Origin of the sequence: Mucilaginibacter sp. (assembly GCF_028288205.1) — a bacterium.
Taxonomy (GTDB): domain Bacteria; phylum Bacteroidota; class Bacteroidia; order Sphingobacteriales; family Sphingobacteriaceae; genus Mucilaginibacter.
The window spans coordinates 70,831-97,285 of the sequence record NZ_JAQBOD010000039.1; the positions used below are offsets into that span (position 1 = coordinate 70,831).

At 40.8% G+C, this 26,455-nt stretch carries 22 protein-coding genes; 6 read left to right on the plus strand and 16 right to left on the minus strand.

Annotation, left to right across the window (positions count from 1 at the left end; all coding sequences use genetic code 11):
* The first annotated feature begins 248 nt into the window (after positions 1-248).
* Both pgi and tnpA read left to right on the plus strand, forming a co-directional pair.
* Positions 249-1,895, plus strand: coding sequence for a glucose-6-phosphate isomerase (gene pgi / locus JWR23_RS08355; protein WP_299515243.1), 1,647 nt, complete (start codon positions 249-251; stop codon positions 1,893-1,895).
* A gap of 415 nt (positions 1,896-2,310) precedes the next feature.
* Positions 2,311-2,796 carry an IS200/IS605 family transposase gene (gene tnpA, locus JWR23_RS08360; RefSeq protein WP_299515244.1) on the plus strand — a complete coding sequence of 162 codons (486 nt, stop codon included), beginning with the start codon at positions 2,311-2,313 and terminating at the stop codon, positions 2,794-2,796.
* Between the two features lie 3 nt (positions 2,797-2,799).
* Here tnpA and JWR23_RS08365 read toward each other — a convergent pair whose 3' ends face one another.
* The 4 genes from JWR23_RS08365 to JWR23_RS08380 form a co-directional block, all read right to left on the minus strand.
* Entirely contained in the window at positions 2,800-3,864 is a 1,065-nt protein-coding gene (locus tag JWR23_RS08365) for a glutaminyl-peptide cyclotransferase (RefSeq protein ID WP_299515245.1), read from the minus strand.
* Positions 3,861-4,235 (minus strand): YraN family protein, encoded by a 375-nt coding sequence (locus tag JWR23_RS08370; protein ID WP_299515246.1) that lies wholly within the window; start codon positions 4,233-4,235, stop codon positions 3,861-3,863. Before JWR23_RS08370 ends, JWR23_RS08365 begins: the two co-directional genes overlap by 4 nt.
* Positions 4,235-6,154: a DNA primase gene (gene dnaG, locus JWR23_RS08375; protein WP_299515247.1), complete on the minus strand. Its 1,920-nt coding sequence runs from the start codon at positions 6,152-6,154 to the stop codon at positions 4,235-4,237. The genes JWR23_RS08370 and dnaG overlap by 1 nt, the downstream gene beginning before the upstream one ends.
* A 464-nt stretch (positions 6,155-6,618) precedes the next feature.
* Complete coding sequence (locus JWR23_RS08380) at positions 6,619-7,479, minus strand: DMT family transporter (RefSeq protein WP_299515248.1); 861 nt, start codon at positions 7,477-7,479, stop codon at positions 6,619-6,621.
* Positions 7,480-7,599: 120 nt separating this feature from the next.
* Here JWR23_RS08380 and asnS point away from each other — a divergent pair, with 120 nt between their 5' ends.
* Together asnS and JWR23_RS08390 are read left to right on the plus strand one after the other, a co-directional pair.
* A complete protein-coding gene (gene asnS, locus JWR23_RS08385) occupies positions 7,600-9,036 on the plus strand; it encodes an asparagine--tRNA ligase (RefSeq protein ID WP_299515249.1) in 1,437 nt (478 codons plus the stop codon).
* 10 nt (positions 9,037-9,046) lie between these two features.
* Entirely contained in the window at positions 9,047-9,355 is a 309-nt protein-coding gene (locus JWR23_RS08390) for a hypothetical protein (protein WP_299515250.1), read from the plus strand.
* Between the two features lie 604 nt (positions 9,356-9,959).
* Here JWR23_RS08390 and JWR23_RS08395 read toward each other — a convergent pair.
* The 4 genes from JWR23_RS08395 to secA form a co-directional block, all read right to left on the minus strand.
* A complete protein-coding gene (locus tag JWR23_RS08395) occupies positions 9,960-10,886 on the minus strand; it encodes a hypothetical protein (protein ID WP_299515252.1) in 927 nt (308 codons plus the stop codon).
* 36 nt (positions 10,887-10,922) lie between these two features.
* A complete protein-coding gene (locus tag JWR23_RS08400; RefSeq protein ID WP_299515254.1) occupies positions 10,923-12,107 on the minus strand; it encodes a M20 family metallopeptidase in 1,185 nt (394 codons plus the stop codon).
* Positions 12,104-12,553 (minus strand): SPOR domain-containing protein, encoded by a 450-nt coding sequence (locus JWR23_RS08405; RefSeq protein ID WP_299515256.1) that lies wholly within the window; start codon positions 12,551-12,553, stop codon positions 12,104-12,106. The genes JWR23_RS08400 and JWR23_RS08405 overlap by 4 nt, the downstream gene beginning before the upstream one ends.
* A gap of 168 nt (positions 12,554-12,721) precedes the next feature.
* Positions 12,722-16,036 (minus strand): preprotein translocase subunit SecA, encoded by a 3,315-nt coding sequence (gene secA, locus JWR23_RS08410; RefSeq protein ID WP_299515258.1) that lies wholly within the window; start codon positions 16,034-16,036, stop codon positions 12,722-12,724.
* Between the two features lie 224 nt (positions 16,037-16,260).
* Here secA and purD point away from each other — a divergent pair, with 224 nt between their 5' ends.
* The gene (purD, locus tag JWR23_RS08415; protein WP_299515259.1) at positions 16,261-17,535 is read left to right on the plus strand and encodes a phosphoribosylamine--glycine ligase; all 1,275 of its coding nucleotides are present in this window, start codon (positions 16,261-16,263) and stop codon (positions 17,533-17,535) included.
* Positions 17,536-17,828: 293 nt separating this feature from the next.
* On the opposite strand, the gene atpG is transcribed toward purD, so the two are convergent.
* The 8 genes from atpG to JWR23_RS08455 form a co-directional block, all read right to left on the minus strand.
* Entirely contained in the window at positions 17,829-18,716 is an 888-nt protein-coding gene (atpG, locus tag JWR23_RS08420; RefSeq protein ID WP_299502191.1) for an ATP synthase F1 subunit gamma, read from the minus strand.
* Between the two features lie 79 nt (positions 18,717-18,795).
* Positions 18,796-20,373, minus strand: a complete 1,578-nt coding sequence (atpA, locus tag JWR23_RS08425; protein ID WP_299515261.1) for a F0F1 ATP synthase subunit alpha — start codon at positions 20,371-20,373, stop codon at positions 18,796-18,798.
* A 33-nt stretch (positions 20,374-20,406) separates the two neighbouring features.
* Positions 20,407-20,952: an ATP synthase F1 subunit delta gene (gene atpH / locus JWR23_RS08430; protein WP_299515262.1), complete on the minus strand. Its 546-nt coding sequence runs from the start codon at positions 20,950-20,952 to the stop codon at positions 20,407-20,409.
* An 85-nt stretch (positions 20,953-21,037) separates the two neighbouring features.
* Positions 21,038-21,529 carry a F0F1 ATP synthase subunit B gene (gene atpF, locus JWR23_RS08435; RefSeq protein ID WP_299515263.1) on the minus strand — a complete coding sequence of 164 codons (492 nt, stop codon included), beginning with the start codon at positions 21,527-21,529 and terminating at the stop codon, positions 21,038-21,040.
* Positions 21,530-21,623: 94 nt separating this feature from the next.
* Positions 21,624-21,833, minus strand: coding sequence for an ATP synthase F0 subunit C (gene atpE, locus JWR23_RS08440; RefSeq protein WP_299502200.1), 210 nt, complete (start codon positions 21,831-21,833; stop codon positions 21,624-21,626).
* 46 nt (positions 21,834-21,879) lie between these two features.
* Positions 21,880-22,947, minus strand: a complete 1,068-nt coding sequence (gene atpB, locus JWR23_RS08445) for a F0F1 ATP synthase subunit A (protein WP_299515264.1) — start codon at positions 22,945-22,947, stop codon at positions 21,880-21,882.
* A 32-nt stretch (positions 22,948-22,979) separates the two neighbouring features.
* Positions 22,980-23,318: a hypothetical protein gene (locus tag JWR23_RS08450; protein WP_299515265.1), complete on the minus strand. Its 339-nt coding sequence runs from the start codon at positions 23,316-23,318 to the stop codon at positions 22,980-22,982.
* Between the two features lie 44 nt (positions 23,319-23,362).
* Entirely contained in the window at positions 23,363-23,593 is a 231-nt protein-coding gene (locus JWR23_RS08455; protein WP_299515266.1) for an AtpZ/AtpI family protein, read from the minus strand.
* Positions 23,594-23,721: 128 nt separating this feature from the next.
* Here JWR23_RS08455 and JWR23_RS08460 point away from each other — a divergent pair, with 128 nt between their 5' ends.
* Positions 23,722-26,454: a hypothetical protein gene (locus tag JWR23_RS08460; RefSeq protein ID WP_299515268.1), complete on the plus strand. Its 2,733-nt coding sequence runs from the start codon at positions 23,722-23,724 to the stop codon at positions 26,452-26,454.
* Position 26,455 lies beyond the last annotated feature (1 nt).

Genomic DNA, 26,455 nt, shown 5'->3' on the forward strand with positions numbered 1-26,455 from the left:
AGTGTATTTAAAGTCCGGTTATCAAAATGATGATAAATAAGCATTTTATTTATCAATAGAACAAATATATTAAATAATAATTTTAAATATGTAAACGATACCTAATTATCGTTGAGAATTTTACAATCGGATGAATGCAAAACAAACGTTCTTGTAGCGGTGTTATATAACACCTATGTCACTTAGTTTAAAATTTAATATAGACGTTAATATTAAATTCTATTTTTGTTCACACAAATTACTCAATTATGCTGCCAAACATTGATTTTACTACCACCCAATCTTATAAATATTTAGCCGACCACTATATTGATGTAGTGGCGCAAAGTCTTAAAGGCTTATTTGATACTGATAATGAGCGATTTGCTAAATTTTCTGTTCAATTTGAAGACATATTGCTGGATTACTCCAAAAACCGGATTACCGACCAAACTATAGCCTTATTGCTACAGTTGGCTAAAGAATGTATGGTAAATGAGGCAATCAAAGCTATGTTTAGCGGCGAGGTAATTAATGCTACCGAAGGCCGCCCGGTGCTGCATATCGCTTTGCGTAACCAAAGTAATACACCAATTTATGTAGATGGAAAAGATGTAATGCCTGATGTAAATAAGGTATTGCAGCATATGAAAGAATTTAGCGAAGCCATCATATCCGGCTCATGGAAGGGCTATACCGGCAAACCAATTACCGATGTGGTGAATATTGGCATTGGTGGATCAGACCTGGGCCCAGTAATGGTTACCGAAGCTTTGAAATCATACAAAAATCATTTAAACCTGCATTTTGTATCTAATGTCGATGGTACTCACATTGCAGAAACTTTAAAAGGATTAAACCCCGAAACTACGCTTTTCCTTATCGCCTCTAAAACCTTTACTACACAGGAAACTATGGCTAATGCTCATAGCGCCCGCGACTGGTTCATCGGCAGCGGTGGCAAGGATGGTGATGTCGCCAAGCATTTCGCCGCCCTATCAACCAATGCGGATGGTGTTGGCAAATTTGGTATTGATACCAAAAACATGTTTGAGTTTTGGGATTGGGTTGGCGGCAGATATTCTTTATGGAGCGCTATTGGTTTATCAATAGCTTTAAGCATTGGCTTTGATAACTTCAATGAGCTTTTAGCTGGTGCCCATGCCATGGATAACCACTTTAAAACAGCCGAGCCTGATCAAAACCTGCCAACTATATTAGCTCTTGTAGGCATTTGGTACAACAACTTTTTCGAAGCAGAAACCAACGCCATTTTACCATATGATCAATATATGCACCGCTTTGCAGCTTACTTTCAGCAGGGCGATATGGAAAGCAATGGCAAACATGTGGATCGTAACGGCAAACCTGTTGAGTACTCGACCGGCCCGATAATTTGGGGTGAGCCGGGCACTAACGGGCAGCATGCCTTTTATCAATTAATACACCAGGGCACAAAATTAATTCCCTGCGATTTTATAGCGCCTGCACAATCACATAACCCATTGGGCGAGCATCATACCATGCTGTTATCCAATTTCTTCGCGCAAACCGAAGCCTTAATGAATGGCAAGAGCCATGATGAGGTTGTTGCCGAGCTAAAAGCAGCAGGCAAATCGGCAGAAGAAATTGAAACACTTGCGCCGTTTAAAGAATTTGAAGGTAACCGCCCTACCAACTCTATATTGGTTAAGAAAATTACGCCGCGCAGCCTGGGCTCATTAATAGCCATGTACGAGCATAAGATATTTGTACAAGGCATTATCTGGAACATTTACAGCTTTGACCAATGGGGTGTTGAGCTGGGCAAGCAACTGGCCGGTAAAATATTACCTGAGCTAAGAACTCCTAATAAGATATCATCGCATGATTCATCAACTAATGGGTTGATCAATCAGTATAAAGCATGGCGGTAAGGTTTGGCTAAAGCCAAATTCTATATCTTGGTATCATCTGTTGGCTAAGGCCAACGGCAATGAATAGAATTGTTCGCCGTTTGGCTAAAGCCAAATTTTGTTATCCTTAGTATCCGTTGGCTAAAGCCAACGGCAATAAAATAAATAGATATGCGAAATTAATCCGCTTTAGTTTAAGGTGGATTTTTTATATTGAAAAATCAGATTTATTACCGTCCCATTATGGGCGGATTAGGCCAGTAATTATGAATGACTTTAGCCAAACTAAATGATAATTTGGCTAAAGCCATTTCCTACATGTTATCCGTTCCGTTGGCTAAAGCCAACGGCAATAATTGAATATTTAAATTAGTCCGCTTTATTTATGAGTTGGATTTTTTATATTTAAAAATCACAATTCATTGCCGTCCCATTCATGGGACGGAGAAAAAGCAAAAACCTAATTGGCTTTAGCCAAACAACCGCTATGTCATTTGTAAGAATCTGGGTTCATTTAGTATTTGCTACAAAGAACCGCGAGCCATTATTAAAAAAGGAATTTAGATATGATGTGTACAAGCATATTGCCGATAATTGCATAGAAAAAGAAATATTCCTGAAATCCATTAATGGCTATTCAGATCATATTCATTGTCTTGTCTCTTTGGGCAAAGATCAAAGCATTGCTAAAATAAGTCAACTCATAAAAGGTGAATCATCCTTTTGGATTAATCAAAATAATTTAACGTCTGAAAAATTCGGTTGGCAGGACGATTATTTTGCTGTTTCGGTAAGTGAATCACAATTAGAATCGGTTACTAAATACATACAAAATCAAGAACAACATCACGCCAAAAACTCATTCAACGAAGAAGTGAATGAGTTTATGACAAAATATGGATGGTCGTCAATAAAGGCTTAATACCTACTTTTTTACAAAAGACACCTGATAAATAAAAGGCCATTTTTTACCCGTTACAAATAAACGCCTGCCTTTTGCGTCCCAGGCAATGCCGTTTAGTACGTTGTTGGTTTTATCAAAATCTGCCGGGCGCTTTGAGTTTGGCCAAAGGTTTGCCATGTTTATCCGCTGCAATACGGCACCGGTTTTTGGGTTGATAACTAAAATAGTATCGGTTGTATAAACGTTCGCATATAATTTACCATCAATATATTCTAGCTCGTTTACCTGTTGTATAGGCCCCTTGTCATCATAAACATCAATAAAGCCGGTTTGGTGATAATCGTTTTTGTCCAGGAACCATATACGGTTGGTGCTATCGTCCATATATAGTTTTTTACCATCGTTTGCCATACCCCACCCTTCTGCTCCAACGTTGTTGGTAAATGTGTTCAATAGCTTAAAAGTGTTTTTATCAAATACAAAACCAACCTTATCTTTCCAGGTAAGCATCACAATTTTATCACCCACTATGGCACTGCCTTCCCCAAAATATTTGGCATCCAGCTTTACTCTTTGAACAACCTTGCCGGTTGCAAGGTCTACTTTTCTCAGATCTGAATGACCCGGGGTGCCGGTAGTCTCGTATAAATAGCCGTCCTGGTATAATAAACCTTCGGTATACGCGCTGGTATCATGTGGGTATGTTTTTTCAATCCTATAGGTCATTTCCTCGGGCTCTTTGGCGGCCATCAATACTATATTGGTTGATGCATCCTGGCTTTTACCACCCTGGTATACTTTTGCTGTAATTACCCTTGCGCCCAAAGGCATGGTATCTGTTTTAAAGCTGAAAGCGGATGAATCTTTTTTAGATGAAAGCCTAACAGAATCTAACAGGTATACAATAGAATCGGGCTTTACCGGTGATGGATAACTTACCTTTATATTCACTGCATCGCCTGCTTTAAAATTGGTGCCTGATTCGGGGCTGATGGTAATATCAGCACCGGTATTTTGTGTTTTATTTTGGCAGCTGTAAATAAAAAATGCTATTGCAGCTATAAATAGTATCGGTCTGTGTTTCATAATTTATCAGCAGATGGCCAAAAGGCATCTTCAATATGGTTCAGTTTATAATTTGTTTCGTTGTTAAATAAAATAGCGATAATATCAAACCGCACCTCGCCCTGGTGATCCATTAAATAGATGTATTCATCAGCGGCATTAGCCAGCAGCTTTTGCTTACGGATATCCACAAAATCTTCGGGTTGGCCAAACCAGTTGCCGGTACGGGTTTTTACTTCGGCAAATATAATAACCCGGTCCTTATAAGCAATCAGGTCAACCTCGAGTTTGCCATGTGTCCAGTTTTCATCTAAAATTTCGTAACCCGACTCTTCTAAATGCGTTTTTGCTATGCTTTCGCCTTTGCGGCCCAGGTCATTATGCAGCGCCATTATTTTATAATTACAGAACCCAGGTAATCAGATATGGTTTTCTCTACCTTTTTCATCCTCATGTATTGGTTAAGCAATATTTCCTGGTCCTCTACACTTTGTTCTTTTTGTAACTCATTGCGCAGGCCTTCGAGCATTTTACCCACCTTATGCTTTTTTAAATGAAATATAGCACCCAATATGGTGGCTTTCATATTGGCCTGTTCATCGGGTACCAAAATTTTATGCATTTCGTACCAGTTGTCGCTTAGCGTATATTTTGTGGCAATTGATGTAACCACCAGGTCTACAATATCTTTATCAGGGTGATGTATAAAATGCTGTTCTTCGGGCAATACGCCATTCTCTACTTCCTTACTGTAAATTTCTATAAAAGCCTTACTGGCCGGGTGCTCAAAATCCACATCATTCAATTCGGCTATCATAAACGGACCAATATAGGTATTAGCAATGCCATCCCAATCTATCACCTTATTGCCGTATAGTAACAGCAGGCGCACAATTTCTTTTTCCTGCGATGACGTTTCTTTATATTCTTCAACAGGTTCATCAACCGGGTACTCCTCAACCGGGGTTACCATCCTGTTGGTTTGCTGCTGCGAATCTTTCTTCGCTTTGGCATTACGCATTTTGTTGAGCTCTGATAGCAGGGCGCGCTCATCAATCTGCAGCAAATGGCTGCATTCTTTTATAAATACAGATGCCTTGATGGAATCGGGTATTTTGGCAATGCTTTCTACAATATCTCTTATAACGTCCGATTTCTTTATCGGGTCATTGCCAACTTCTTTAAGCAGCAGGTTGGTTTTATATAGGATAAAATCTTTCTTATTATCTTCAATATGCTTTTTGAAGCCATTGGTACCTACCAGGCGCACATACGAATCAGGGTCATGACCATCCGGGAAAAGCACCACTTTTACGTTAAGGCCTTCCTCTAATATCATATCCAGTCCGCGCAGCGAAGCCTTTATACCAGCCGCGTCGCCATCATATAATATGGTAATGTTTTTGGTAAGACGGCCTATCAGCCTTATCTGCTCTACAGTTAATGATGTACCCGATGATGCTACCACATTCTCAATACCTGCCTGGTGTACAGAGATCACATCGGCATAACCTTCAACCAGGTAACAATTATCCTCTTCCCTGATAGATTTTTTGGCGAAATGCAAGCCATACAACACATTGGATTTATGGTAGATCTCCGACTCGGGCGAGTTTACATATTTGGGTACATTCTTATCACTCTTTAACGTTCGGCCGCCAAAGGCAATTACGCGCCCGGTAAAGCTATGTATCGGGAACATCACACGGCCGCGATAACGGTCATACAACGATCCATTATCTCTTTTGACAGATAGACCGCTGTCTGTTAAAAACTCTTCCAGGTAGCCTTCTTTTAGCGCCTGGCCGGTAAAGGCCTCCCATTGATCGGGCGAGTAGCCCAGCTCGAATTTCTTTATGGTTTCGGCACTAAAACCGCGCTCTTTAAAATAGCTCAGGCCTATGGCTTTGCCTTCGTCGGTCTCCAGTAAACTTTCATGGAAAAACTTAGCGGCATAGGCTGATACGATCATCAGGCTTTCGCGGCGGTTCTCTTCTTCTTTATTTTCGGCGGTCTCTACCGTTTCTTCAACCTCGATGCTGTATTTTTTGGCCAGCCATTTTAACGCTTCGGGATAGGTGTATTTTTCCAGCTCCATTAAAAAGGTAACGGCGCTGCCCCCCTTTCCTGACGAGAAATCTTTAAAGATGCCCTTAGCCGGTGATACCGTGAACGACGGTGTACGCTCATTAGCAAACGGTGAAAGGCCCACATAGTTAGCGCCACGCTTTTTTAACTGCACAAATTCGCCTATCACTTCCACAATATCTGTGGCTTCCATTATACGGTCGATAGTTGATTTTAATATCATGCGTTAAAAATGCAAATGTAGGGCAATTCATCCATTGCCTTGAATTTTTTCGAACCGTTAATTTACAATTATTTATTTGACGTGGCATGCTTGTTTCACGCGAGTGTGAAACAAAATGTAACAAGTGAAACAAGATTTTGACTTAATTAATTGTTTATTAGGTAATTACGAAAAAGTGATGTAACAAAATGTAACAACTTATTCGTCAGTATTTTTAGGTGTGATTTAACTTCATTAATCTGATAATCAAATAATTGCAAATCGACTAATTTTAATGTGATGAAACAAGATTGCTCAAAAAAATGAGACTGCCTCAAATGCACCTTTTGCAAGGTATAGACAAATATTATTTTCTTCTTGGTGTCCTTTGTGAATATCTCAGTGTGCTCTGTGTTAAGATTTAACCGCAAAGTCCACAGAGGTTCACACAGAGTAACAGAGAATTATAGGCTAATACAATAATTTCAAAGTACTTTTATTTCTCTTGGTTTCAAAAAAGTCAATGCTATCCCCGCCAACACAATAACACTACCAATGATCTCTTTCAGCTCCAAACTTTCATTCAAAATCAGCACTGCCAATAAACCGGCAATAACTGTTTGACTAAGCAGCGTTAAAGCTACTTTGGTTGATTCGAGGTGGCTGATGGCGTAGTTAATGGTTATCCAACCCATTAACTGACAAATAATACCCATTACGGCAAAACAACCCCATGTTTTTATATTAAAATGCAGCAGGCCGTTGCCAAATATGCCGCAAAGCATCAGCAGAAAAACACATGCCGCCAGCATATTATAAAACATAAATGGTATGGTGCTGATGCGTTTTAAAATATCCTTGGTTATTAAAATATAAATGGAATAGAGTAAGCTGGCCGCTACCGCAAGTACAATCCCTATATTAAATTGCAGATGCAGCAGGTTAGAAATCCCCACCAAAACCACCATGCCCGCAATGGCTATAGCTGTACCTATCCAAAATAACGAACCTGATTTCTTTTTGAATAACAAATAGCTTAATAATCCTACCCAAACCGGGGCCAGGTTTGCTAATAACGTGGAAACAGTAGCGCTTATCAATTTAAGCGATAAGTTCCAAACGGCAATATCGCTGGCAAAAACAACACCGCCTATTAAGGCAAGGATAATGTTCTTGCGCTCCATTTTCAGGTTCTTTTTATACAGGCAATAGGGCAGTAAAAATATCCACGCGAAAAATATGCGGTAGAATGCACAGACTATTGGCGATGCATCGGCAAGTTTTACCAATATGGGCGAAAACGAGATACAGATAATACCGATAGCAAGGCTTAGTTTGGGATTCATGATGAGGCAAACTTAATAAAGAAGTTAAAGACTTACGAAGTTTATAAAACTTCGTAAGTCTAATCAAGGAACATACATCAAATAATCGTAATTTAGCCGACTCTAAATTTTTTTTACAACATGAGTCAGCGTATAAAGATCAAAGCATTATTAGAAAGCACAACAACCGATATTGATGTAACTGTTAAAGGGTGGGTACGTACCTTCCGCAATAACCAGTTCATAGCTTTAAATGATGGCTCAACCAATAATAATATACAGGTAGTTGTCGACTTTGAAAACGCCAATCCTGCCCTGCTGAAGCGTTTAACAACCGGCGCCGCCATAAGCGTATTTGGCCGTTTGGTTGCTTCTTTAGGTAAGGGACAAACCGTTGAAGTTAAAGCGCATACCATTGAAATATTAGGTGACAGCGACCCCGAGAAATACCCGTTGCAACCCAAAAAACATAGCCTGGAGTTTTTACGCGAGATTGCGCACCTGCGTTTCCGTACCAATACTTTTGGGGCGATATTCCGTGTGCGTAACAGTCTGGCTTATGCCGTGCACCAGTTTTTCCAGGAGAAAGGGTTTGTTTATCTGCATACGCCCATCATTACCTCGAGCGACGCGGAGGGCGCGGGCGAGACTTTCCACGTTACTAACTTCGATTTGCTGAATATCCCTAAAACAGATACAGGGGAAGCTGATTATAAACAAGATTTTTTTGGCCGCGCCACCAACTTAACCGTTTCCGGGCAACTGGAGGGTGAGCTGGGCGCGATGGCTTTGAGCGATATTTATACTTTCGGCCCAACTTTCAGGGCAGAAAACTCTAATACCACCCGCCATCTTGCCGAGTTTTGGATGATTGAGCCCGAAATGGCTTTCTGCGACCTGGTAGATAACATGGATACTGCCGAGGCCTTGCTTAAATATGTAATTGCTTATGCCCTGGATAAGAACAAGGACGACATTGAGTTTTTAACCCAGCGTTTATTAGAAGAAGAAAAACAAAAACCACAGCAGGAACGCTCTGAAATGAGCCTGACCGAAAAGCTGCAGTTTTGTTTGGATAACGACTTTGAGCGTTTAACTTATACCGAAGCGATAGAAATTTTAAAAGAATCGACCCCAAATAAAAAGAAGAAGTTTCAATACCCGGTTGAAGGCTGGGGCACCGATCTGCAATCAGAACATGAGCGCTATTTGGTAGAGAAGTACTTTAAAAAACCGGTTATCCTTACTGATTACCCAAAAGAAATAAAAGCCTTCTACATGCGCCAGAATGATGACGGTAAAACCGTACGTGCGATGGATATATTGTTCCCCGGTATTGGCGAAATTGTAGGTGGATCACAGCGTGAGGAGCGTTTGGATAAGTTGGAGCAACGCATGGACGAAATGAATATCCCTAAAGAAGAGCTTTGGTGGTATTTAGATACGCGCCGCTTCGGCGCCTGCGAACATGCCGGCTTTGGTTTAGGCTTTGAGCGTTTGGTGCTGTTTGTTACCGGTATGGGTAATATAAGGGATGTGATACCTTTCCCAAGGTTCCCGAAGAACGCTGAATTTTAATTAAGTTATCATGGGACAAAAGTCAGTTTGTTTAAATTGTAGGAAAGCTTTTAATATAGATACTTATAATTTGCCTATAACGGAAAAGTGCCCGGAATGTAATGGCGATTTTATTTTATATCCACATTTATTTCAACCCCCAAGAAAAAATGATTTAAATGCATGGAAGGTTGTGCGTTTTTTATATAATAATGGATTTATCTACTATCATATTCGTAATGAAACGAATACCGGAACTGTAAGATATCCTCATACAATTATTGAAGCGAAAGAATTTATCGAGAAATATAAAGATCAAGCTATAGACATTTCACGGTAAAGTTGATTATTCTCTAATAAAAACCCACTACATCATTTTATTCTTGCAATAATGTATCTTTCGCACATATTGTGAAAATCCACCCGCTCAATCGCCGCGGGTAGGCTGTTACTTTTGTCTTGATACAAAAGTAACCAAAAGATCAAGTCAGCCCAATCGCTGCCACCACACTGGGCCAGACTCCCGGCCGCGTGGGCTGACAGGCCACCGCTTCTTTTTTGATTGCTCATAATTACCAAAATTTTGGTTCTATCTAAAGCGTCAGCAAAAAAGCTTCGGGCGAAAGCAGGTAAAACAAGTTGGGCTGTGCGGCGGCAAGGGCATTGGTAATTTTGCTGAAGCAGTGGCCCGGTGCGACAACAGGGGCAAAAGGACCGGGCCCTTGTTTTACATGGTTTGCAGGGCAAAGGCCTTGTGCGGCAAAGAAGCCTCTTTGCTGACTTGATTTTTTGTTACTTTTTCATCAAAGGAAAAAGTAATGGGCCTCCGCGGCCAAGAGCGGACGATGCTCAAACCAAGCGTGCCGCCCATCTATTGAATGAACTCGCAGGGATTGCCAAGTTATGTTGTAAGCCTATGTTCGCCCTTCGACGGGACCGGGTGATTAATTATGATGATAATCCTTTTGCAAAATCAAAAAGCTGGCCCGCTCTTCTTTGTGGAATGGTACGTTCCAGTTGCCCTGGTAGCTTATTTTGGCGGGTAGTAACTCGCCATTATAGGGTAACAGCTCAATGTTCATTTTCACATCAAAGTCGAACAGGAAATTATTGTATTTCATATCAACATAACGGCCCAGTATTTTAAAGGTACGCATATCAAATATGGTGGTAAGCTCCCTTATCATTACATCATTATCTGATACACTTGGCTTCTTGATCACTTTAAAACGGTAAACAGGTATAGAGTCTAAATATTTACCACGGGCAAATTCATAATAATAATATTGCCGCATATCGTTCCCGAATATTTCGGTCTTGCCGCTCAGGAAAGGTATGCCGGTTACCTTACGCCCCGGCGAAAATATCAGTGTTTTTAGCTTGTCTTTATAGGAACCGTTCTTCCCTTCCGAACCCGGCAACGGGTCGGTATGGGTAAAATCAGAATTATAGGCATTGTTAAAAATGTAGTCGAACATCTCAACGGTATATAACTGGTACTTGCCGTTCTTTTTATAAACATTGCCTTTATCCTGCTTTACCAGGTATTCGGTTTTGTGTTTGCCGCCAATGGTGGTGTGTTTTACTTTGCGGTATATCTCGCCATCAATCTTATTGTTTTTATCATAAGTATAGATGTTGTTCTCGGCAGTAAAACCGTAGCGTTTCATATTGCGGAAGGCTTTATAAAAACCGGTATCGGCCACTACAGCATCAATAAAATCCTGCGCGTTTAACCGGTGCGATCTGATATTTACTGCCGAATCAATTACTACCGTTAATACCGTATCGGGATTAAAACGTCGCTGCTGGGCATTTGAGCTACAAGCCAAAAGCAGAAAGCTTAAAGCTAAGAATATAGTATTTTTCATTTAGTTGAATTTCATGATTTATCAACCATGAATTTATTAATTGCCCAATTGTTTAACAGCCAGGTAAGCCATTAAACCAACACTATCCTCTAAAGCTTTTTCTTCAACATCAAAAGTTGGCGTATGTACGGCAGAGGTAATGCCCCGGCTTTCGTTACGGGTGCCCATGCGGTAAAAGCAGGCATCAGCCACTTGCGAATAGTAGGCAAAATCCTCGGCAGCCATCCAGATATCCAGATCGAGCACGTTTTCTTTACCCAAGTAATCTTCGGCATGCGCGCGGGTAGCCGCTGTTAGTTTAGGTTCATTTATAAGGAAAGGATAACCGTTCAATATCTTAAAATCACAGCTTCCACCCATGCTTTCAGCAATGCCTTCGGCCATTTTTTTCATTTTGACATGTGCCTCGGCACGCCATTTTTCATCCAGCGCCCTAAAAGTACCTTCTAAATAAACCTCGTTTGGTATTACATTGGTTGCACCATTGGCTATAACTTTACCGAATGATAACACCGTAGGATTTGTAGGAGCGGCCATACGGCTTACTACTTGCTGCAGCGCAATTAATATATGCGCGGTAATAATTACCGGGTCGATGTTTGATTGGGGTTGCGCGCCGTGGCCGCCTTTACCTTTTACGGTAACGTATAGCTCATCCGTCGACGCCATGTATTGACCCGAACGAAAACCAAATTTACCGGCATCAATAAAAGGCATTACATGCTGGCCCAATACCGCGTCGGGTTTTGGGTTTTCCAATACGCCTTCTTTTATCATTAAACTGGCCCCTCCGGGCAATCTTTCTTCGGCAGGTTGAAAAATAAGCTTAACGGTACCGCCAAATTCACTCTTTAGCTCCGTCAATATTTTTGCTGTACCTAATAATGATGAGGTATGTACATCGTGCCCGCAGGCATGCATTACGCCCACGTTTTGCGATTTGTAGGGAACATCATTAGCCTCGGTTATTGGCAAAGCATCCATGTCAGCACGCAGGGCCACTACTTTATCTGATGGCTTCTCTCCTGTTATTAATGCCACCAAGCCATTATCAGCCATACGTTTCCAGCCAATACCCAGCTCATCCAGTTTTTTAGCGACAAACGCTGATGTTTCCACCTCATGAAATGAAAGCTCAGGATGGCTATGAATATGGCGACGATTCGCTACAACGTCATTAAAAATATTTTTTGATAATTCCTGTATCTTCTGCTTAATCATTGGGTATCTGCTTTTGGAGGATTTATTTTTTCTTCTATTATAAAAAGGCTGGTAAATGACCGCCCCAGTTCCTGTTTCAGTTTTTCGGCCTCCAGTCGTGTCCTGAAATCGCCGGCATGTACTTTATAATTAGGTTCGCTATAACTAATATAGGTACGCATGCCGGGGTATGTATCAGTAAACCTTGCCTGCACATCATACGCGTCTTTACGGCTCGAACCACTATAAATTTGTACCCGGTAACCATAGCTTGATGCATAAACCGCCGCCATGCTACTTTTTAAATTTGCCCGCCGGGCCATGAATGTATCTATCCGTGGATCTTTTACTACTTCAACCGTACCACGGTCTTGCGCGTAGGATATAGCCGGGATAAAAATAGCTATAAAAAAAATGCACCTGAATATATTGCTAAAATTTGCTTTATATACAGGTGTGTTTTTCATTGTCTCTGAATCGTTAATAACCACCGTCATTGCGAGGAACGAAGCAATCTCTGCATTTGCAATCGATGAGATTGATGTTACTCATATAATGGTTATTTAATTAATTTTTTTATCGCCTGTCCTACGTAGGGATTGCTTCGTTCCTCGCAATGACGCGGCTTTTTTAATTTACGCCTGACCTACGCCATGGCAGCTTTTATATTTTTTACCGCTACCGCAAGGGCAAGGGTCATTTCTTCCTATTTTTTGCTCAACACGTATTGGCATTGATTTTTGTTGCTCGCGTGTATCGTCAAATATTGGCAAGCCACCGGCACCTTCGTGTACCAATTCGGGTTTTGATGTGCGCATTTTACGCATATCAGTTTTAGGCTGCGGCCTTGCTTCCTGCACTTCATCCGGCGCTTGTTGCGATGCAATGCCGCCTCTAAATAAGAAACTTACAATTTCTTTATTCACGGTAGCCAGCATCTGGCGGAACAAATTAAAAGCTTCGAACTTATAAACCAATAATGGGTCCTTTTGTTCGTAAACAGCGTTTTGTACAGATTGCTTCAGCTCATCCATTTCGCGCAAATGCTCTTTCCAGGCATCATCAATCAGGTACAGGGTAACATTCTTTTCGAATGATTTTACCACTTCCATACCATTATTTTCGATAGCCTTTTTAAGCGGAACAGCAACTTGTATACCATGTACACCATCGCTAAACGGCACCATTATGTTTTCTATAATATTACCACGGGTGTTGTAAACATCCTTTAAAACCGGGAAAGCCTGCTGGGCTATAGCTTCTGATTTGCGCTTGTAAAATTCGGTAATGTCGGCAAACGTCCTGTCAACCAAAGCGTTTAATGAAGTGCCTGCAAATTCATCCTGTGTAAGCTCGGTATCAACAGAAAACAAACGGATAACCTCTAAACGGAAACCTTCGTAATTGTTTACTTCTTTGTATTCGGTTACAATATCTTCAACTACATCAAAAATGGTGTTGTTTAAATCAACATCTAAACGTTCGCCAAACAGCGCGTTTTTACGTTTGGTATACACAACGGTACGCTGCGAGTTCATCACATCATCATACTCCAGCAAACGTTTACGTGTACCAAAGTTGTTTTCTTCTACTTTTTTCTGCGCGCGCTCTATCGAGTTTGATATCATAGAGTGCTGAATAACCTCGCCCTCTTCAATGCCCATACGCACCATCAGGTTTGATATACGCTCTGACCCGAATAAACGCATCAGGTTATCCTCTAACGATACAAAGAATTGTGATGATCCGGGATCACCCTGGCGGCCTGCACGACCACGCAACTGCCTATCCACACGGCGCGACTCATGGCGCTCTGTACCTACAATAGCCAAACCACCAACTTCTTTAACACCGGGGCCTAATTTTATATCCGTACCACGGCCAGCCATGTTGGTGGCAATAGTTACGGTGCCTGTTTTACCTGCTTCAGCCACAACATCGGCCTCTTTCTGGTGCATCTTGGCGTTTAATACGTTGTGTTTGATACCGCGCAATTTTAGCATACGGCTCAACAACTCAGATATTTCAACCGAAGTTGTACCTACCAGTACCGGGCGGCCCGCCTGGGTTAGTTTTACTATCTCATCGGCAACGGCATTGTATTTTTCGCGAACGGTACGGTAAACCAGATCGTGCATATCCGAACGGCTGGTTGGCGTGTTGGTTGGAATTTCAACCACATCCAGTTTATATATTTCCCAGAACTCACCTGCTTCGGTAACGGCAGTACCCGTCATACCGCAAAGCTTGTGGTACATCCTGAAGTAATTTTGCAGGGTGATGGTTGCAAAGGTTTGTGAAGCATCTTCTACCTTCACATTTTCTTTGGCTTCAATAGCCTGGTGCAACCCGTCGGAATAACGACGGCCATCCAGCACACGACCGGTTTGCTCATCAACAATTTTTACTTTGCCTTCGTCAAGAATATATTCGGTATCCTTTTCAAATAAAGTATATGCTTTTAACAACTGGTTAACCGAGTGTATACGCTCAGACTTGATAGAGAAATCGCGCATCAATTCGTCTTTTCTGGCTATCTTTTCTTCGGCAGGCAGATCAGATTTTTCTATCTCCGCTATTTCGGTACCCACATCAGGCATCACAAAAAAGTTAGGGTCCTCGCCTGATGAGGTGATGAGTTCAATACCCTTTTCGGCCAGCTCAACCTGGTTATTTTTTTCATCTATAATAAAAAACAGCTCGGCATCTGCTTTAGGCATTTCCTTATTTTGGTCCTGCATGTAGTAGTTTTCGGTTTTTAGTAAAACCTGCTTGTTGGCGCCTTCACTTAAATATTTAATTAAGGCCTTGCTTTTTGGCAAACCTCTAAAGGCGCGCAATAAAGCTAAACCGCCTTCGTCAACTCCTGTTTTGCCTTCGGCGATAGCTTTTTTTGCTTCATTTAAAACACCGTTTACATAACTTTTTTGCGCGTTAACCAAACGCTCAATACGCGGCTTCAACTCATAAAATTCATGCTCATCCCCGCGTGGGATTGGGCCCGAAATAATTAAAGGTGTACGGGCATCATCAATTAAAACCGAATCGACCTCATCCACCATAGCATAATGCAGTTTGCGTTGTACCAACTCTTCGGGGCTGCGTGTCATATTGTCACGCAGGTAATCAAAACCAAATTCGTTATTGGTACCAAAAGTAATATCGGCTAAATAAGCAGCGCGGCGCTCTTCGGTATTTGGCTCATGTTTATCAATACAATCCACCGATAAACCATGAAACTCATATAATGGGCCCATCCACTCCGAGTCACGGCGTGCCAGGTAATCATTCACGGTTACAATATGCACACCCTGGCCGGCTAAAGCGTTTAAATAAGCGGGCAGTGTGGCTACCAATGTTTTACCTTCGCCTGTTGCCATCTCTGATATTTTACCCTGGTGCAATACAATACCACCAATCAGCTGTACATCATAATGTACCATATCCCAGGTAACTTCATTACCCGCAGCCAGCCACTTATTATGGTGAATAGCTTTATCGCCTTTTATAACAACATTTTGCTTTTTAGCAGCAAGGTCACGGTCAAACTGCGTGGCGGTAACCTCAATGGTAGCGTTATTTTTTAACCTGCGGGCAGTTTCCTTTACAACGGCAAAAGCCTCAGGCAATAAATCTAATAATATAATTTCCAGCTCCTTATCACGGTCCTTTTGCAACTTATCTGCCTGGGTATACAGGTCAACCTTCTCCTGCACATCCATATCCGGATTGTTCTCGGTCTGATCTTTAATCGCCTGTATCTCTTCGTCAATTTTAGCTAATCCCTGTTTAATGGTTTCCTTAAAATCAAGTGTCCTGGCTCTTAGCTCATCATTACTTATCTGATCAAGCTTGGCAAACTCGGCCTTAACTTTTTCAACCAAAGGCAAAATAGCCTTTACATCCCGTTCTGATTTGCTTCCAAAAAGCTTACTTATAAAATTTAACATATTTAGTTTGATATGATGGCATAAACTCAATAATTGCGCCAGCGCAATTATAAAGCCATTATGACAGGCAAAGGTAATAATTTTTAATAGCAGATGACTTATTTGATGTGCAAATATGCAGATGTGCGGATATGCAGATTAGCTTCAATTATTAAATTAAAAATTCATTCGCACATCTGCATATTTGCACATCCACACATCAAAATATTCTATCTTTGCCCCCTATGAACATCCTGATCCTCGGCTCGGGCGGAAGGGAAAGCGCCTTCGCCTGGAAATTAGCACAAAGCCCAAAATGCAGTAAACTTTTTATAGCGCCCGGTAACGCGGGTACCGGTCAATACGGCACCAATGTAAACATTGCCGTAAACGATTTTGAAGGCATTAAACAATGTGTTTTAGCTAATAGCATTGATTTGGTATTGGTTGGCCCCGAAGAGCCTTTAGTTAGGGGCATTCACGATTTTTTCCTGACGGATGAACAGTTGAAAAACGTGCCGGTTATTGGTCCGCAGGCCGAGGGTGCACAATTAGAAGGCAGCAAGGATTTTTCTAAACAGTTTATGGAGAGGCACAACATCCCTGCAGCTACATCAAAAACTTTTACCCGCGATACTTTGCAGGAGGGTTTTGATTATTTACCAACCATAGGCTTACCTATTGTTTTAAAAGCCGATGGATTGGCTGCGGGCAAAGGCGTATTAATTTGTCTTACCGTACAAGAGGCACAGCAGGAATTAATAGAAATGCTTACCCAGGCCAAATTTGGCGATGCCGGCTCGAAGGTTGTTGTTGAACAGTTTTTACAAGGTATTGAGCTATCGGTTTTTGTACTGACTGATGGCAATAATTATAAAATCTTACCATCAGCCAAAGATTATAAGCGTATTGGCGAGGGCGATACCGGATTAAATACCGGCGGTATGGGCTCTGTATCCCCGGTTCCGTTTGCGGATGCGGAGTTTATTAAGAAAGTTGAAGATAGGGTGATCATCCCAACCATTGAAGGCTTAAAACAAGAGGGCATTCCTTACAAAGGTTTTATCTTTATTGGCCTGATGAATTGTCATGGCGACCCTTACATGATAGAATACAATTGCCGCATGGGCGACCCCGAAACAGAGAGCGTTTTACCACGCATAGAATCAGACTTTGTCGAGCTACTGTTAGGCGTAGCCGAAGGAAATCTGAACGAAAAGGAACTCATCATATCCAATAAAGTTGCGGCAACCGTAGTTTGTGTTGCAGGCGGTTATCCCGGTGAATATTTAAAAAACAAAGCTATCAGCGGCATGGAGAATGTACGCGGCTCGCACGTTTTCCAGGCGGGTACAACACAACAAGGTGAAGATATATTAGCAACCGGTGGACGGGTTTTAGCAATTACATCGTTACAAGATAATATGTTCGATGCCCTGCAACAAGCTACTGCCGATGCCAGCAGGATCTATTATGACGGTTGTTATTTTAGGAAAGATATTGGGTTTGATTTGATATAAGCACAAATATCCCATTAATCGGCACGTCATTGTGAGGAACGAAGCAATCTCTATATAGGACATTCAATAAGCAATATGTTCTTATTCATGCGTATGAGACTTCGTTAATTGATTTGCATGCGCAGAGATTGCTTCGTTCCTCGCAATGACGCGTGGTGAGATTACAAACAAAACGGCTTCCCGAATCGGAAAGCCGTTTTGTATATTATAAAAGCCTCCCCTACCGGGGAAGATTATTCACCTATGATTTGTTTTCTTAGGTGTTCATGAGGGCTATGCCGTTTAGAGGGGGCCTAATTTGATGACAACGCCGCCGCGCCACTTACAATCTCGGTAAGCTCTGTAGTGATGGCTGCCTGACGGGCCTGGTTGTAGGCAAGTTTTAATGCTTTCAACAAATCGCCTGCGTTTTCGGTCGCTTTATCCATCGCGGTCATACGGGCACCATGCTCAGAAGCTACAGAATCTAATACCGCGCGATACAATTGTATCTTAATATTTTTTGGTATCAGCTCTGCAACAATTTCTTCTTGTGATGGCTCCAGTATATAATCAACCTGTGCGGTTTTTACTTCGTCTTTTTTAAGCTCGGTTTTTGGTACCGGCAACAATTGCTCGGTTATTAAAAACTGCATAGCCGCGTTTTTAAAGTGGTTATACACTATTTCAACACGGTCATATTGTCCCTTTAAAAAGCCTTCCATAATGCTTTCGGTAATTAACGAGGCATTAGCAAAGTTTAAGTTATTGTACAACTCATTATTGTTGCCGATAACGTTGTATTTACGACGCTCATAAAACTCCTGCGATTTTTTACCGATAGCAACAATAGAAACGTTACCCGCCTTTAACTGCTCGCTGTATTTTTCGGCGATAAGGTTATTGGCAGTTTTCATAACGTTAGCGTTAAAAGCACCTGCCAGTCCGCGATTTGATGATACCGCTACTATTAATACCTTAACAGGCTCACGCTGCTGTAAAAAAGGTGACGAACCATCCTCTAAACTTGCAGACAAGTTTGACAATAATTCCTTCAGCTTACTTGCATATGGGCGTAATTGTACAATAGCATTGGTAGCACGTTTCAACTTAGCTGCCGAAACCATTTTCATAGCTTTGGTGATCTGCTGCGTTGACGATACCGACGATATCCTGTTTCTTACTTCTTTTAAATTAGCCATTTTTTTTGAGTCTTGAGTCGAAAGTCTTAAGTCTTAAGTCAAGCGACTCAGGACTAAAGACTTTCGACTACAAACTAAATTAATTATAATTCGCTACCAGTTCTTTTGCTACTGTTTCCAGTACGCCTGTTAGTTGGTCATCAAACTTACCTGCTTTTAATGCAGCAAGCACTTCAGGGTGACGCATTTCTAACTGGGTTGTAAATTCGCTTTCAAACTCACGTATTTTATTTACCGGTACGCCACGCATAAGGTTTTTAGTACCTAAGTAAATAACAGCTACCTGTTTTTCAACAGATACTGGCGAATACTGCCCTTGTTTTAATATCTCTACGTTACGCGCACCCTTATCCAGTACGTTTTTAGTAGAAGCATCTAAGTCCGATCCAAATTTTGAGAAAGCTTCCAGCTCACGGTATTGTGCCTGGTCAAGTTTTAAAGTACCTGCTACCTTCTTCATTGATTTGATCTGCGCGTTACCACCTACACGAGATACCGAAATACCCACGTTAATTGCCGGACGAACACCAGCGTTAAACAAGTTAGACTCCAGGAATATCTGCCCGTCGGTAATTGAAATTACGTTGGTTGGGATATAAGCTGATACATCGCCTGCTTGTGTTTCAATGATAGGTAATGCTGTTAATGAACCACCACCTTTAACTATGCTACGGATAGACTCCGGCAAATCATTCATCGCTTGCGCGATAGAATCATTGGCGTTGATCTTAGCGGCACGTTCTAATAAACGGCTGTGCAGGTAAAACACGTCACCCGGATAAGCCTCACGGCCCGGTGGACGGCGTAATAATAAAGACACCTCACGGTAAGCAACCGCTTGTTTAGACAAGTCATCATAAACAATTAATGCCGGGCGACCGGTATCGCGGAAATACTCGCCGATAGCGGCACCTGCAAACGGAGCAAAGAATTGCATGGTTGCAGAGTCTGAAGCGTTAGCAGCAACAATGATAGAATAAGGCATAGCACCTTTTTCTTCCAACGCGCGTACAATGTTTGCAACTGTAGAAGCCTTTTGGCCACAAGCTACATATATACAGATAACCGGTTTACCGGCATCATAAAATTCTTTTTGGTTGATGATGGTATCAATACAAACCGCAGTTTTACCTGTCTGGCGATCGCCAATAACCAGCTCACGTTGTCCGCGGCCGATAGGGATCATCGCGTCAATAGCCTTGATACCTGTTTGCAAAGGCTCTGTAACCGGCTGACGGTAGATAACACCCGGAGCTTTACGCTCTAAGGGCATTTCATAAGTCTGGCCGGTAATTGGTCCTTTACCATCAATAGGTGCACCTAACGTGTTAACTACACGGCCAAGCATGCCTTCGCCTACGTTTATAGAGGCAATTTTACGGGTACGTTTAACAGTATCGCCTTCTTTAATTTCGTCAGATTGGCCCAACAATACAACACCCACGTTATCTTCTTCCAAGTTCAATACAATACCTTGTAAGCCATTGTCAAACTCAACCAACTCGCCTGATTGTACTTTTGTTAAACCATAAACGCGTGCAATACCATCACCCACCTGGAGTACGGTACCCACTTCTTCTAATTCAGATTCTGACTTGAAACCCGCCAACTGCTGACGCAAAATTGCCGATACTTCATCTGGTCTTACCTCTACCATAGTTTATTTTAATTTTGAGATTTTATTTATTTATTAAACAATGCCTTGGGCAAAGTTCTTTTTCAATTTTTTTAAATTGCTTGCAATACTGGTATCTATCTGCCTGTCGCCAACGGTTAATACAAAACCGCCAATCAGCGTTTCGTCTACCCTTTCTTCTAATACCACTTCGCCGCCTACTGTTGCTTTTACTTCGGCCAATATCTTAGCCTTGTTAGCTGCTGATAATGGCGTAGCGGATACTACCGTAGCCTGGGTAATGTGTTTTATAAAGTCATACTGGTTAATAAACTCGTGTGCTGTAGTGTATAAAACTTCGCCACGACCTTTGTTTATCATCAGCTTAAAAAACGCGATAGATATTTTATTCACCTTACCTTCAAATAACCCGGTCAGGATATTTAATTTTTTTTGATGAGATATGATAGGATTACCTAAAACTGCAATTAGCTGCGGGTTTGCCTTTAAGGTTTTCAGGAAAAATACCATGTCATTATTTAAATCTTCCAAAGCGTTTTGCTCTTTCGAAAGATCGATCAATGATTTGGCGTACCTGGCTGCTACCGTTAATTCTGACATATTTTATGATAGTGATTAGTGATTGGAGATTAGTGATTAGTTAGGGCGGTTAAACCATTTACTATTCACTAATCTCCAATCACTATTACAATTTAACTTCTTTTAAAAGCTGGCTCACCAACTCGTCTTGTTTTGCCTGATCTGCAAATTGCTGTTTCAATACTTTCTCAGCAATTTCTAATGATAATGAGGCTACCTGGTTCTTAACATCAGCCATAGCAATAGCCTTCTGGTTGTTAATTTCAACACGGGCAAGCTCTATCATGCGCGCGCCTTCTGTGTGTGCAGCGTCTTTAGCATCGCCAATGATCTGGTCCTTAACTTTTTTAGCTTCGTGCAATATCAGATCACGCTCAACACGCGCCTGCTTTAACAACACTTCGTTCTCATTAGTTAAACGGGCCATTTCATCTTTAGCAGCTTCGGCCTTGCGCAGTGAGTCTTCAATAAAGCGTTCTCTATCGTCAATGGCGCCCATAATAGGCTTCCAGGCAAATTTAGCAAGCAGGAAAAACAGCACTAAAAATGATACTGTAGTCCAGAATACTAAGCCAATTTCGGGGGTAACTAATTCCATTTTATATTTTAGAAATTTTAATTCAACTTATTAAATAACCTTACCTGTTGCCAACCGCTACAGGTAAGGTTAATGTTTTTTTCTTAAGGATTGATTATTTCAAGCCTAAGAATGATACAACCACACCAAACAAAGCGGCACCTTCTACAAGGGCAGCAGCGATGATCATTGCAGTTTGGATCTTTGAAGCAGCTTCCGGCTGGCGGGCAATACCTTCAACGGCTTTACCACCGATTTGACCGATACCGATACCGGCTCCGATTACTGATAAACCTGCACCAAGTGCAGCGATACTTCCAATCATTGTTTTAAATTTAAAAGTTAATATATGTATTATAGTTATTTACTAATTAATGATGAGCTTCCTCAATTGCTGAGCCTATAAACAGGGCGGTTAACAACGTAAAAATGAAAGCCTGCAATGCAGCAACCAATAACTCAAGCACATCCATAAATACTACGAATGCTACTGATACCGGTGCTATGTATAAAGATTTGAAAACAAATATTAATGATATTAAGCTTAATACAATAATGTGGCCCGCCGTAATGTTGGCAAACAAACGAATCATTAATGCAAACGGGCGCGATATAATACCTACCAACTCAATAACCCACCATAATGGCCATATCCAAACAGGCACATCAGCCGGAACAAAAATGTGTTTCCAGTAATGTTTGTTGCCGTTTAAATTAACCAATATTAAAGTTATTAATGCCAGTACAAATGTTACTGCTATATTACCGGTAAGGTTTGAACCACCCGGGAAGAAAGGCACCAAGCCGATCAGGTTATTTATCCATATAAAAAAGAAAATGGTTAACAGCAAAGGCATAAACCTGCGGTATTTGTAACCTATATTTGGGCGGGCAATATCATCTCTTACAAAAAGGATAATTGGCTCCATAAAAGACTGTAAGCCTTTTGGCGCCTGGCCCTGGCGCTTTTTATAGGCTGATGATACCGCAATAAATATGATAACTAAAAACAGGATAGACATCCACATGCTTATTACATTGCGGGTGATGGAAAAATCTATCAGCGAGCTATTCAGCTTTAATACCGTAGCGCTTGCCAATAAAGTATTATTGGCACCAACAATATTTACTTTATCATTTATTAAACGGTAGGTGTAATATTTACCAACATAATCTGCTTTACCATGCTCAAAACGAGCTGCCGAAAAAACCTCAAAACCTTTATCGGTATACAAAATGACCGGTAACGGAACTGACGTGTTTCCTAAAATATGGAAAGAGTGAGAATCGGCAATGTGTTCTAAAATAACCTCGCTTGGTTCAAACTTTTTTTCAACGCCTTCTTTAAGCGTTTCTTGCGAAAAAACCGGGAGTGAAAATGCGTTCAGCGTTAAAAAAACGGCACAAATTCGTAAAAGTGTAAAAATTTTTAATTTCAAAATTGAGCTTTTATACATCTAAATAAAGTTTTTTACTTTAAATTTTGGTTGCGCAAGTTACGCAACAAAACATAAACTTCAAAGGCCGTATTTAAGAAATATAAGTAAAAGAAATTGCCCATAAAAACAGCCTTGTCAACCTTATGTTTCAGCACAAAAACCAGGATAAAAATTAAACAGGCAAGCAGCTTAAAAACAGTAGCGCCCATAAAATATTGGGCATACATTTCGGGATCTATTGCTTGCCCCACAAGGATTGCTATCAACACAATTAATGTTAATATGGATATAAATGCAAACAGCCCCCAAAACTGAGGTATTAAATAACTTTGATTGCCTGAATATATTAGATACAAAGGCCCTACAGCCATTATTATTGTAAATATTATAAATGGGTAAATTTTAGTAAGAATTTTCAATTTTTTAAAGATCTGATAATAATGAATAATGAAATAAAAACACCGGTTAATGATAATGCCGCGGTTGCCCATTTAGTGGCATGATTTGCTGCTTCATCAATTTTATAGCCTGCAAAGGTAAACAAACCAATAATAGCTATCATCTGGAAAGCAACGCCTATAAATTTGGAGTAATTGGTTCCCGGGCCGTTATTATCCGGATTGCCGGTAGGTTCATTTTTAGCCATGCGCAAATTTATTAAATCCTATTGCATAATCTTTACTAAATTAGCAAGGCTTTTAAAACCACTGTTCGATCTTGAGGCGCAACTACATATTCCCTGTAAATAAGCAAGTTAACTTTTTTCTGTTTGCAATGGTATTTATCATAGCAGGCTGCTCGTTCGAGAGAAGGACTAAGTTTAACCGCGCCATGCAAAATTTAACTGCTCATTATAATATATTATATAATGCAAACGAGTTATTAAGGCAAAAGCAGGAAACCTATGCAGGCAGCTATATTGATTCGTACGACCGTATATTAAGCGTTTACCGGGACACGGTAGTACATGGCACCGCATCTGATAAAGAGCTGGATGCCGCAATAATTAAAGCCAACACCATTATTAACGAAAAAGAACAGAGCCGCTATGTGGGCGATGCATACCTGGTATTGGGCAAGGCCAATTTTTTGGCCGGAAAGTTTTTTGACGCGGTTGAATTCTTTAGTTACGTAATTCGCTCATTCCCCAAAGAAATTAGCCTTACACAACAAGCAGCAGCGTGGAAAGTACGTGCCTTGTTATACTTAAATAACACGCGCGAAGCCCGGCTGGCATTAGATACGGTTTATAAAAACGTCAATCCTAAAAAGACCATTCCGGCTGATGTGTATGCGGCAAACCTGCAGTATGATATTAATACCAAAAACTATGTCGATGCAGAAGCGGCAGCTAAAAAGGCTATACTTTATTGTAAAAACAACAATCAGAAATTACGCTGGACGTTTATCCTTGGGCAACTGCAGGAATTAAATCATAAAAACAATGAGGCTATAATAAGCTATACGCGTATTGTTAAAAGCAATGCCGAGTTCGAGATGGCATTTAATGCCAATCTTAATCGCATACGTATTGAGGATATGCGGAACGGAATTAAGATGAACCGTACAAGCCTTTTATTGAGCTTGCTCAAAAACGAGAATAATAAAGATTTCCAGGACCAGATATATTACCAGGTCGCCCAGCTTTACCAGGTTAATAAAGACATTAACAATGCCATAAAATATTATAAGCTATCGGTACGTAACAGCTCAAAAAATCAAAACCAAAAGGGCCTCTCCTACCTGCGTATGGCAGATATTGACTTTAACGACAAGGCCGATTATGTAAATGCTAAAAAATACTATGATAGTACGCTAACTAATCTTTCACCAAACTATCCCGGCTATCAAATCATACAAAAGAAAAGCAATAACCTGCAGGTACTGGTTGATAAATTGCAGATAATTGCCCATGAAGATACGTTGCAAATGCTGGCCGGGCTTGACGAAAAAACACGGTCGGCACGTATTGACAATATGGTTAATGCCCAAATTTTGCAGCAACAGGTTATAACAGCCAATAATAATAGTATCGCTGCAGCAACTAAACCGCTTAATAATACTAATGCTACACCAACCGGCAAACCGGCTACAGGCAGCAGCTTTTATTTTTATAATGCCACAGCTGTTAGTCAGGGATATAACGATTTTAAACGTATATGGGGCGGCCGTAAACTGGAAGATGACTGGCGCAGAAGCAGCAAACAAAGTAATAATACGGTTATAAACAATAATACAAATGTAGCTCAACAAAATGTACCTTCTATAACCGACCCTGATGCAGTATTACCGGCAGATATGCGTAAAAATAAAACTGATGTATCGGCAGGTAATTACCGGAACAATTTATTACAGAACCTTCCCCTTACTCCGGCATTGCTTGCACAATCAAACGCACGCATTTATAACGCGTATTTAGATATAGCCAATTTTTATCGCGATATTTTAGAGGATAAAAATAATGCTATAATAAACTACGAACTGCTGCTGACTAACTTTCCTGATGATCCTAATAAGCCTTCGGTATACTATAATTTGTATAGGTTGTATAGCGATATTGATGTAGCAAAATCAAACGAGTATAAAAACAGGCTGGTAAAAATTTATCCCGAAAGCATATTTGCCAAAGTGATTATCGACCCCGATTACAGCAAAAAGCTGGATGATGCCGATTCGCGGTTTTATGCATCTTATAACATAGTGTATGATCTGTATCGACAGAAAAAATATAGCCAGGTTATTAGCGTTACCGATAGTTTGTTAAAGCAATACCCCAACAATAAGCTATTGGTACAGTTATATTACCTGCGGGCTATAGCCGGTGGGCATTTAGAAACAATAGCTCCCTTCAGGGCCGATCTGCAGCAAATGATTAATAATTATCCCAACGATCAGTTAATAACGCCATTAGTGAAACAGCATTTAGCTTATATTGATGCTAACTCAACCGAACTCGCTGCGCAAACTTATGTTATAATGGATAGTGATACAACAGGCGCATTCTTTTCGCCGCCTATAGCCTATCAAAAAGAAACAGTATATAACCGTAATCGTACCTTTACACCGGTAGTTGATAAACCTGTAGTTAAACCGGCGGAGCAGGCAGGTATAAAAGACAGGCCACCGGTTAAAGTAGCATCAACTACTTTTAATTTGCGCGATAGTACTAACTATTATTTTGTAATAAATGTAAGTACCGGCACAACAGATCTGGCATCATCACGTTTTGGGATTGGGCAGTTTAACCGGGCCAATTTCCAGGCTAATGCAATTAAGCACCAGCTAAAAAATGCCGGGCGTGATAATCAGCTGATATACATGGGCCGGTTTTACAGTCTTGACGCGGTTAAGAAATATGCAAGGGCTATTATCCCATTATTGCCCCAGATCATGAAAATACCAAATGATAAATACAGTTTTTTTATTATAACACAAGAAAATCTGGATAAATTAGCCGACAAAAAATTATTGGATAATTATATTGATTACTACCAACAAACCTATTAAT

Coding starts and splice junctions, on each gene's coding strand:
- pgi (WP_299515243.1), top strand. CDS start 249: ATGCTGCCAAACATTGATTTTACTACCACCCAATCTTATAAATATTTA.
- tnpA (WP_299515244.1), top strand. CDS start 2,311: ATGGGACGGAGAAAAAGCAAAAACCTAATTGGCTTTAGCCAAACAACC.
- JWR23_RS08365 (WP_299515245.1), bottom strand. CDS start 3,864: ATGAAACACAGACCGATACTATTTATAGCTGCAATAGCATTTTTTATT.
- JWR23_RS08370 (WP_299515246.1), bottom strand. CDS start 4,235: ATGGCGCTGCATAATGACCTGGGCCGCAAAGGCGAAAGCATAGCAAAA.
- dnaG (WP_299515247.1), bottom strand. CDS start 6,154: ATGATATTAAAATCAACTATCGACCGTATAATGGAAGCCACAGATATT.
- JWR23_RS08380 (WP_299515248.1), bottom strand. CDS start 7,479: ATGAATCCCAAACTAAGCCTTGCTATCGGTATTATCTGTATCTCGTTT.
- asnS (WP_299515249.1), top strand. CDS start 7,600: ATGAGTCAGCGTATAAAGATCAAAGCATTATTAGAAAGCACAACAACC.
- JWR23_RS08390 (WP_299515250.1), top strand. CDS start 9,047: ATGGGACAAAAGTCAGTTTGTTTAAATTGTAGGAAAGCTTTTAATATA.
- JWR23_RS08395 (WP_299515252.1), bottom strand. CDS start 10,886: ATGAAAAATACTATATTCTTAGCTTTAAGCTTTCTGCTTTTGGCTTGT.
- JWR23_RS08400 (WP_299515254.1), bottom strand. CDS start 12,107: ATGATTAAGCAGAAGATACAGGAATTATCAAAAAATATTTTTAATGAC.
- JWR23_RS08405 (WP_299515256.1), bottom strand. CDS start 12,553: ATGAAAAACACACCTGTATATAAAGCAAATTTTAGCAATATATTCAGG.
- secA (WP_299515258.1), bottom strand. CDS start 16,036: ATGTTAAATTTTATAAGTAAGCTTTTTGGAAGCAAATCAGAACGGGAT.
- purD (WP_299515259.1), top strand. CDS start 16,261: ATGAACATCCTGATCCTCGGCTCGGGCGGAAGGGAAAGCGCCTTCGCC.
- atpG (WP_299502191.1), bottom strand. CDS start 18,716: ATGGCTAATTTAAAAGAAGTAAGAAACAGGATATCGTCGGTATCGTCA.
- atpA (WP_299515261.1), bottom strand. CDS start 20,373: ATGGTAGAGGTAAGACCAGATGAAGTATCGGCAATTTTGCGTCAGCAG.
- atpH (WP_299515262.1), bottom strand. CDS start 20,952: ATGTCAGAATTAACGGTAGCAGCCAGGTACGCCAAATCATTGATCGAT.
- atpF (WP_299515263.1), bottom strand. CDS start 21,529: ATGGAATTAGTTACCCCCGAAATTGGCTTAGTATTCTGGACTACAGTA.
- atpE (WP_299502200.1), bottom strand. CDS start 21,833: ATGATTGGAAGTATCGCTGCACTTGGTGCAGGTTTATCAGTAATCGGA.
- JWR23_RS08450 (WP_299515265.1), bottom strand. CDS start 23,318: ATGGCTGTAGGGCCTTTGTATCTAATATATTCAGGCAATCAAAGTTAT.
- JWR23_RS08455 (WP_299515266.1), bottom strand. CDS start 23,593: ATGGCTAAAAATGAACCTACCGGCAATCCGGATAATAACGGCCCGGGA.
- JWR23_RS08460 (WP_299515268.1), top strand. CDS start 23,722: ATGGTATTTATCATAGCAGGCTGCTCGTTCGAGAGAAGGACTAAGTTT.